The sequence below is a fragment of the Alkalibacterium iburiense genome (genome assembly GCF_039521845.1).
Lineage (GTDB): Bacteria > Bacillota > Bacilli > Lactobacillales > Carnobacteriaceae_A > Alkalibacterium > Alkalibacterium iburiense.
Genome location: NZ_BAAACW010000001.1, coordinates 1 through 9,107 on the forward strand (window position 1 = coordinate 1; position 9,107 = coordinate 9,107).

The window sequence follows — 9,107 nt, forward strand, 5'->3', positions numbered from 1 at the left end:
TTTGTTGTAATAACAACGTTTAAAGTAGATAAACAGAATAAAAACAGTAAAAAATTTGTAAATACGTTAAATACAAAGGAGATAATGACATGATTCAAAAGAAATGGGCTCTCCTCGCAATGAGTTCTCTATCACTCGTGATGGTTGCGTGTGATGACAGTGAAAATTTAGAAGAAATGCAAGAAGCTGCGACTGAATTAGATAGAATAAAAAATGAAACCGTTGAGGAATTGAATCAGTTAGTTGAAACGGAAAGTCAGTTACAAGAGCAATTTACTGAAACTATGGAAACGGATGAAGATTTAACTACATTTGGGGACGAGTCTGCCTCTGTATTTGAAAATATAGAAACACGACGCGCGGTCCTTTCGGAGTTAGAAGGAAAAGAAGAAGAAATGACTGCACACCAGGAAGTTCTCGCTACATATGAAGGAGAATTATTGGATCAAGCCGAAATTGATGCCGTCATCTCCTCCACTGATGCCTTTGCCGATCATTTGACTCTTTATACTGATGCGTATGCCACGACATTGGATTCTCAGTCCGAGTACTTTACCTTTTTATCAACAGATGAAGCCACATATGAAGAATTCGTAGAAGGTATTGAAACATTAAATGAAGAACGGTTGGAGTTAAGAACAGAACTGGCTGAATTAGACGAGGTCATTGTTGAAATGGATGACTCTATCGCTCAATTACAGTCTTCTATTGATGAGCAATTAACGGAAGAAGAATAAGGAGGGAGATTACATGAAACGCACATTAACCTATATTACCCTAGCTTCTGCTCTGCTTTTGACAGCTTGTGATACGACAGATGAGGACCAGTCGGCTGCTGAAGAAGCAACAGAAGAATTTCAGGAAACACCAGAGGATACAGAAACAGATACCGACTCAGAAAACGAAGACGACCAGACTGAAGATGAAGAAAATACGAACGAAGACAATGAAGACTCCGAAGAAGATGAAGATGTGGCTTTAGAAGAACAAGAAGCCGACTACTTATATGAAGTCAGACCGGATAATTTAGCTTACGCAAGCGTCATTGAAGGAAAAGAGGCAACGAACCAGGTCGCATTACTTACATATGATGATGCACCAGATAAGTATGCTCTAGAGATTGCTGAACACCTCATTGAACACAAAGCTCCCGCTATATTCTTTGTTAACGGCATGTATATTGAAAGCGAAGAAGGACAGGAAGAATTAAAACAGTTGCATGAGATGGGCTTTGCCATTGGGAATCATACCCATACCCACCCTAACCTCTCGAACATCAGTGAGGATCAACAAACGGAAGAAATTTTAAAGACCAGTGATTTGATTGAAGAAATTATAGGGGAACGCCCTCGCTTTTTCCGTGCGCCTTTTGGTGTGAATACTGACCATTCCAAACAAGTCGTTGAGGAGGATGGGATGGTCTTGATGCAGTGGAGTTATGGGTACGACTTTGAATCGGAATACATGGAAGCTGATGCTTTAGCCGATATCATGGTGAATACCAACCTGCTCGTTCCCGGAGCGAATCTCCTTATGCATGACAGAGAATGGACAAGAGATGCGACGCCTTCTATTATCGAAGGCTTAAGAGATAAAGGTTACGAGATTTTAGATCCTAATCTGATTAGACCAGTGAATGATGGACAAACTGAAAGTGAGGATGAATCGAATGCGTAAATGGATAAAACAAACAGTTGTGGCTTCAGCTGCTACTCTACTAGCTGTAGGAGCTCTCACCCCTACCGTTTGGGCTGAGGAAGAAGCGGATGTAACAGATGAAGAAGGACTTGACCTAACTTTTCTAACGTATTCTGAAGAGCCTTTACTCTCTGTACCGGAAGAGTTTCCAGATCAGTTTAAGTACGACAGCGGCATTGATATTGCTTACCCTGAAGATGGGGTCAAAGGCGTGTTTGTGACTGCCCATTCAGCTGGCGGTCAACGCCTTCATACTTTAACTGAGTTACTCAATACGACTGAACTGAATGCAATGGTTATTGATGTGAAAGACGACTATGGGGATATCGTTATGCCATTCGAGACAGATAATGAACTGATTAATCAATTCTCCAGACCTGTCATGGATCCAGAGTTTTTAATGCCTCATTTAGAAGAAAATGATATCTACCCTATCGCTCGTATTGTTGTATTTAAAGATTCCCGTCTAGCTAATGAACGCCCTGACCTCTCCTTCCAAAATGAAGATGGGACAGTCTGGGCAAACCGGCGCGGAGAAAGCTTTGTTAACCCGTATGAGAAAGATGTTTGGGACTATAACGTAGAAGTGGCTAAAGAAGCAGCCAAAATGGGCTTTAAGGATATTCAATTTGACTATGTTCGCTTCCCTGAAGGGTTTGAATTAAGAGATGAAGAACTCATTTATTCTCGTGGGCACTATGAAGAGAGTGGTGAAACAAATATCAGACAGCGTGTGGACGCGGTCACTGATTTTGTTGCCTATGCCCGCCAGGAATTGCAGGCCTTTGATGTTGATGTTTCAGTAGACATCTTCGGATATGCTGCAACAATGGAAGAAACGCCTGGAATTGGACAAAACTTTTCTCGTATCTCAGAAAATGTTGACGTCATTTCATCTATGATTTACCCAAGTCACTGGGGACCTGGTACTTTAGGTATTGCCAAACCAGACTTAGAACCGTATAACGTAGTGAACAATTACATGGAATATGAGAATGCTGTATTAGACGCATTAGGCGATGATGCTCCTATTACGCGCCCATGGTTACAAGATTTCACAGCTTCCTATTTAGGAGCTGGAAACTATATCCGTTACGGTGCTGAAGAAGTATCGGCTCAAATTAGAGCCCTGCACGATCATGGAGTAAATGAATTTTTACTTTGGAATGCTGGAAACACGTATTCTGAAGGAGCCACCTATAGTTTCGACTAAAGCAAACAGAAAAAAAAGCGGAACAGCCGATTGCATTCAGTCTGTTCCGCTTTTTATGTTTAAACGACTTCTATCGTTTCTGTGGTATCAAGTAAGATAATATAGGAATGAAGCACGGGTTTGTCTAATATCGATTCGAGAGCTCGTTTATATAAAGTCAATTGCCCTTTATATTTCTCCAGCATCACCTCGCCTGCTCGACTCCCAAATCGTCTGACTTGGTCTGTTTTATAGTCAAACAAGATAATGCCTTCCTCTTGTTCAATAAAGCCATCCACTATCCCATGAATCAAGATGTTATCATGTGTGTCTTCCATATCGTTAAAGATCTCACTCGCTTCCATCAACAAGGAAAATGGCACTTCTCTCCTCATGCTGGAAACATGCTCAAGGATAAATTGCCCAAAATCTGTCTCAAAGAAACGTTCAATGGTCTCTCTATTGATTAAGGAAGCCATTTCTTCTGTAATCACTTCATCGGATGCTAAAGACTGTATCAACTGATCGATGCGCTCTCTTGTTGGAGTCGTCGTTAGATCTAAGGCTTGAAGGACCAAGTGCGTGGCTTGTCCTATTTCTGCAGGTGTCGGCTTAGTGGTTTCAGAAATGAATCGGGGACGACTCCACTCTGTCTCCACATATCGACTGGCCTGTCTCGGATTGGTCACGTCAATTTTTACCATCTGCCCGTCATCGGGTTCTTCAAATAATCGCTTAATTTCAGAAACAGATTGATAACTCGTCGTTTGAGTAGCGGTTTGGTACGTGTACGGTTTATTCATTAAATCTAAGGCTTCTGACACAGCAGCTTTGACTTCCTTATCATCAGATAACTCTATGGTACCCGCTTTTAAATCTTTATACCAGTTCTCCGTTTCTTCAGGTTGACGTGTCATAATGGACTCTTCTAAGTCCCCTTGATTATAAAAGGACACATTAAAGGAAGTTGGGTAAGTATGAATGTGATTATTTTTAACCGGCAGGTCTCTTTCTTCATCCAACCACTTATGTCTAATCACACTTCTCCCTATCCAGTCCATAAAACTTCTTGCATTTAATCTTAAATCATCAGGTAAAACAGTCGGTTGATGTCCAGATACTAATTCCCAATTTTTTAAGGCCACCTCTTTATTTTTATAAGAACCGACTAAAATAAGTTTTTGTTCTGCACGAGTTAAAGCAACGTATAGCACGCGCATCTGTTCAGATAGCAATTTGGCTTTTTTTCGATTTTTTAGAGCTGTTTCAGGTAGGGTTGTTTTCTTTTCTCTCGTTTCCAAATCTCGATACTCAGCCCCAACCCCGTAAGTCTCATCAAAAACAGTGGCTCCTTGACTATCTCTTAAATTAAATTTCTTAGACATATCCATCACAAACACAACTGGAAATTCCAGCCCTTTACTGGCGTGGATAGTCATGACGCGAACCGCATTTTCCCCATCTGAAACAGCTGAGGGTTCAGCTAAGTCCTTGTCTTTCTTCTGCATTTTTTCAATAAAACGAATAAATTGGAAGAGCCCTTTAAAAGCTGTTTTCTCATAAGATGCAGCTCGTTCATATAAAGCATGCAAATTCGCTTTACGCTGAATGCCCGAACTCATTCCACTGACGTAATGTAAAAAGCCTGTGTCCTCATAAAGCATCCATATCAGCTCGACTAATTGTTTCCGTCTCGCCTGTTTACGCCATTTTTCAAAAGAAACTAAAAAATCAGCCAATTTCTTTCTCAAACGCAGATTCCTATCGTCTTCCCAGTCCTCTTTTTCAACAAAAGCTCTGAGAGCATCATAATAAGAGGATTCCTTATTCATCAATCGAATACGTGTGAGATCTACCTCATCTAAGCCAACAATAGGTGATCGTAGTACGGCTACTAACGGAATATCCTGTTGAGGATTGTCAATAATCTTCAGTAAGGACATCATGATGCTAATCTCCGTTGTTCGGAAATAGTTTTGCGTTTCATTCACCGCAACCGGTATATTCAGTTGCTTGAAGACTTCTTGAATATCAATATTATTCATTTTAGTCGGTGTAAGCAGGACAATATCTTTAAATTGAATCGGACGCATGCGGTCTTCTTCTTTATCATAAATCTCAAAACCGCTGTCTATCATAGATAAAATCTTGTTGGCTGTCATGAAGAGTTCGCCTTTTACTTTCGTGTCTATTTCAAAAGAGGGAGACTCTTCTAAATCTTGCTCTTCATCCGTATCTTCTTGTTCTGTTTCATAAATGAGTATCTCAGCTTCATAGTTTGGTGATTCTGGAAAGTCTTTGTACCCATGAACAAGTTGAGCTGCTTTGTCGTATTCTAAATCTCCTACTTCTTTATTCATTAACTGCTCAAAGATAAAGTTAGTAAAAGACAGTACCTCATTTGTCGATCGGAAGTTTTCGGCTAGAATAATTCTTTCGCCACTTTCACCTGTAGCATACCGCTCATACTTATCAATGAATAAACTGGGATCTGCTAAACGAAAAGAATAGATGGACTGTTTCACATCTCCTACCATAAATTGGTTACCAGCAGAGGAATCGTCTTTCGTAAGCCATTTTAATATCGTTTCCTGAAGCAGGTTGATGTCTTGGTACTCATCCACCATCACTTCTTTAAACACTTGCCTGTAATGTAAGGAAGCCTCTGACGGCCATTCGATATCTCCCTCACGCTGTACTAAAATGGATAAGGTTAAATGCTCTAAATCGTTAAAATCTAATACTTTCCGGTTCGCTTTATATTCTTGATACCGTTCATAAAAGAGTGTCGCTACACGAGCCATCTCTTCAACCATGACTTTTACTTGAGACATGTTTTCAACGTGCTCACTCGGAGAAAAAGCAAAATACTGATTGATGATTGTGTCTTGATAGAGAGACTTGGCTTGATCTCTGAAATTCTTCATGTCAGCGGCCGCTTCTTTTACTTCATCTGGCGTCGTCTTCTTTCTCGGCGCAGACCAGGTTTTGAATGTAAAAGAATCTAATAATTGGTATGTTTCGTCTATTTTATTTTCAGTGAGAAGCTTTTCTACTTCGTCAGCCAAAAGACGTTCATTCTGCATAATGTCCGTTACTTTTTCTAATTCTTCTTCGCCTTCCCCTATGGTCATTCCTTCGTCTAGTAGCTCCTTAATGGTTTGGAGGGTATCTAGTATCTTAGGCTTAATAAAAGACGAAAAAATAAAACTTTTTCCTAAATCATTGTCTGGAACCTGATAGGTCTTAGTTAAATCAGATAACCATTCAAGAGGTTGTGGATTGGCTCGTGAAAAATTATAGAGAGAAAAAACAAGATCCGTTAACCCTTCATCGTTTCTGTCGTTCGAATAAGAAGCGGCTAGTGTTTCAAAAAGCGTATTTTCTTCTCCATAAAGCTCTTCTCTCAATTCATCCCAGACTTCTTCTTGCATCAAAGCCATTTCAGTGTCATCCGTTAATAAGCGAAAAACGGGATCAAAGTCAATTAAGTAGTAATACCGTCGAATGACTTTTAGACAGAATGAGTGAAGAGTGGAAATATCCGCATGCCCTAGTAATGGAATCTGACGTATGAGGTGCTGCCGTTTTAACGGATCCTTTTCATTTGTTATCTCTCTTTGAATCGCAATCTGGATTCTTTCTTTCATCTCTCGAGCAGCTGCATTGGTATACGTGACGACAAGCAGCTCGTTGACATTGACGGACTGTTTTATTTTCTCAATCACGCGTTGGACAAGAACAGTCGTTTTACCCGAACCCGCTGATGCGGAAACCAAAATGTTTTTTCCTTCGTCATAAATCGCTTGCCATTGCTGGTCTGTAAAACGGCTATTAATTGGTTTCTCTGGTAAAGTCCTCATCACTTTTCCTCCTTTCCTAATAGGTGATACTTGCTTTTTAATTTGTCAATTAAGTCCTGTTGATTCTTAACAGGGGTTAACTTGCGGTACTGATTTTGATTATCCGGAAGCAATACATCAAATTGAGAGATAGATTGATACTCTCCCCCAACGGATGGGGTGAATCGTTTTTTGTCATAAATCGGTGCCAATCGGTTATCACCTGAAACAATTAAGTTTCCTGCTTCTCGAATTTTATCTCTTTGGTGTCTGAGAAGGAGTTCTAAATCTTCTAACATAATAAAATCACCACTTAACGAACTGTCCGCTTTTTGTCTTAAGGGATAAATCATAGACACGATTTTTGGTTCGAGGGTGTGATCCATCTGAAGCAGCAAGTCTTCTTCGTTCAATAGGATCCCTTTCATTTTAAAGGTTTTCAGCATCTCTAGTAACGGGTCTTTCCCTTTCAGTTTCTTCCCATCCAGCATAGGATTCTTCACATGAGCATAAAATGCCCCTGCAGGTCTCGCTTTTTGACCAAACAATTCTTCGGAAAATTCGACTGCTGTATCTAAATAAGTGAGCAGTTGTAACATTAAGCCATGATATAATTCTTGGAAGTCCAAGGTCTTATCACTTGATTTGTAATCCACCACACTTAAATAAAGCTGATTATCCAACTCTAACGTATCGAGTCGATCAATTTTTCCTCGAACATGCAGTTCTCCTCCATTATTTAATGGGAAAGATAAACCGGGTATGCCCTGTTTTCCAGCTAATCTGCCAAATAATACTTCAGATTTTTTAGCTGTCATCTTCGTGCGTTTCGATTGGTTTAACATAGCCCACAGCATTTGACGTACGGTTTGACTAAGTTGCTTACGCACAAACTGCATGCGGTTAGACATGGATAATAAACGAAACTTGTTTTTATCATACAGCGACGACAAGACTTCATTGGTTATTGTATTGAGTTCTTTCTCCGTTAATGTGTTAAATGCCAAATCTCGATTAACAATCGTTCGAAAGACACTGTCCAGCGCATCGTGGAAGAAATTCCCTGTTTCTGCTGGTGTGAGTTCTTGAACAGCACGTTCTCTTAGTCTTAAGCCGTAGCGCAGGAAATGACTATAAGGATCAAGATAAAAACTTTCTAATTGAGAAACAGACAGATACAGATTTTTCCCGTATAATTCTTCTGCTAACTCATTAGGTAGTGGCTTAGGTACATTTCTGTATTCTAAACTGCTGAGAATCCGTCTCTCTAAAGGCGTTGTTCCTTTACTTAAAGACAGATACAAGAGCACCCAGAACATAGGCGGATACTGGTTTAAATCCAAGCTTTCTCTTAATACAGTCACGAGTTGTCCGATGGTATGGACTCTGGAACCAATGTAATGAGAAAGTGCAGATAAGGATTCCTCTCTCAATACGCTCGCTTCAGAATAATAAGACTGAATGGGAATCGAAAAATAACGGGCCAATCGGTCAATATAAGGACTCAATCGATTGTCTCCTGCTCCATCATTGCGTACAGGGTAGCTTAGTATCAGCTTTTCTGATGCATTCATAAACGCAAGGTACGCTGCAAAAGGTTCGCTGGCCAATAAGCCGCTAGTGGTCGGTGCCAGGAATTTATCGACAGGCAACACCTGAGATAAGGTTTCACGGTCTTCATCTGTTAGGATAGAATCATTTTCGACGTTCATTGGTAACTTAGTATCAGTTAAACCAAGGATAAAAACCACTTTCCGAGTATTTATTCGTGATTTATCAAAACTTGAGAATTGAACCTGATCAATGCTTGGAGGAACGATACTGTAAGTCGCTTGTTCAAATCCAGTTTCCAAAATCGTCTGAAAAGATTCAATGTCCCATTTTTCGTCACCTAAAACATCCACAAATTCATCCAATAACTGAATAAAGGTCTGCCACACTTGTTCATGTTTACGAGCATCATCCAAGTCGCCTTCTTCTAGCGCCTGATCTCGCCAATAAAGCATGTGTTCATGGACACCCTGTTTTTCAATAAACTGGTATAGAATTCTAGCAGCATCCTGATTCGTTTCTGCTTTTGATAAGCATTTATAGAATGGAAGCAAGATGGAACGAATCTCATTTTTTGCTTGGTTAGCAATGTCTTGCATCCATTTATCTGCATCTAACTGTTCATCCATTTCTTCTAAATGAAAACGGGCATATATCCAGTCCTCATCCGGTTTCCAGTCTTTTCCTTCATACCCATAAGCTAAGACCACATTCTCTAAAATATCGACTTGTTTGCGCCAGTCTTCTGTTTTCACGTCAAAATAGTGCAAACGTTCTAATTGGTCTTTTGGAAGAATTTCGTCTTTGACACGTGGAACAAATAA

The 9,107-nt window shown here is 40.0% G+C and carries 5 protein-coding genes; 3 read left to right on the forward strand and 2 right to left on the reverse strand.

From position 1 onward, the window contains the following. Positions 1-89 precede the first annotated feature (89 nt). From ABDZ53_RS00005 to ABDZ53_RS00015, 3 genes are read left to right on the forward strand one after another with little or no spacing between them, the layout of a single operon-like run. On the forward strand, positions 90-737 hold the full coding sequence (locus ABDZ53_RS00005) for a YkyA family protein (RefSeq protein WP_343752701.1): 648 nt from the start codon (positions 90-92) through the stop codon (positions 735-737). Between the two features lie 13 nt (positions 738-750). Then, positions 751-1,677 carry a polysaccharide deacetylase family protein gene (locus ABDZ53_RS00010; protein WP_343752703.1) on the forward strand — a complete coding sequence of 309 codons (927 nt, stop codon included), beginning with the start codon at positions 751-753 and terminating at the stop codon, positions 1,675-1,677. Beyond that, the gene (locus ABDZ53_RS00015; protein WP_343752705.1) at positions 1,670-2,911 is read left to right on the forward strand and encodes a putative glycoside hydrolase; all 1,242 of its coding nucleotides are present in this window, start codon (positions 1,670-1,672) and stop codon (positions 2,909-2,911) included. The genes ABDZ53_RS00010 and ABDZ53_RS00015 overlap by 8 nt, the downstream gene beginning before the upstream one ends. Before the next feature lie 59 nt (positions 2,912-2,970). Here the strand turns inward: ABDZ53_RS00015 and addA are convergent, their stop codons facing one another. Further along, positions 2,971-6,756, reverse strand: coding sequence for a helicase-exonuclease AddAB subunit AddA (gene addA, locus ABDZ53_RS00020; protein ID WP_343752707.1), 3,786 nt, complete (start codon positions 6,754-6,756; stop codon positions 2,971-2,973). Next, on the reverse strand, positions 6,753-9,107 hold a 2,355-nt coding region (locus ABDZ53_RS00025; RefSeq protein ID WP_343752709.1), incomplete at its 5' end, for a PD-(D/E)XK nuclease family protein. The genes addA and ABDZ53_RS00025, both read right to left, overlap by 4 nt.

Excerpts from the sequence above, each read along its gene's own strand:
- ABDZ53_RS00005 (WP_343752701.1), top strand. The coding sequence starts at position 90 with ATGATTCAAAAGAAATGGGCTCTCCTCGCAATGAGTTCTCTATCACTC.
- ABDZ53_RS00010 (WP_343752703.1), top strand. The coding sequence starts at position 751 with ATGAAACGCACATTAACCTATATTACCCTAGCTTCTGCTCTGCTTTTG.
- ABDZ53_RS00015 (WP_343752705.1), top strand. The coding sequence starts at position 1,670 with ATGCGTAAATGGATAAAACAAACAGTTGTGGCTTCAGCTGCTACTCTA.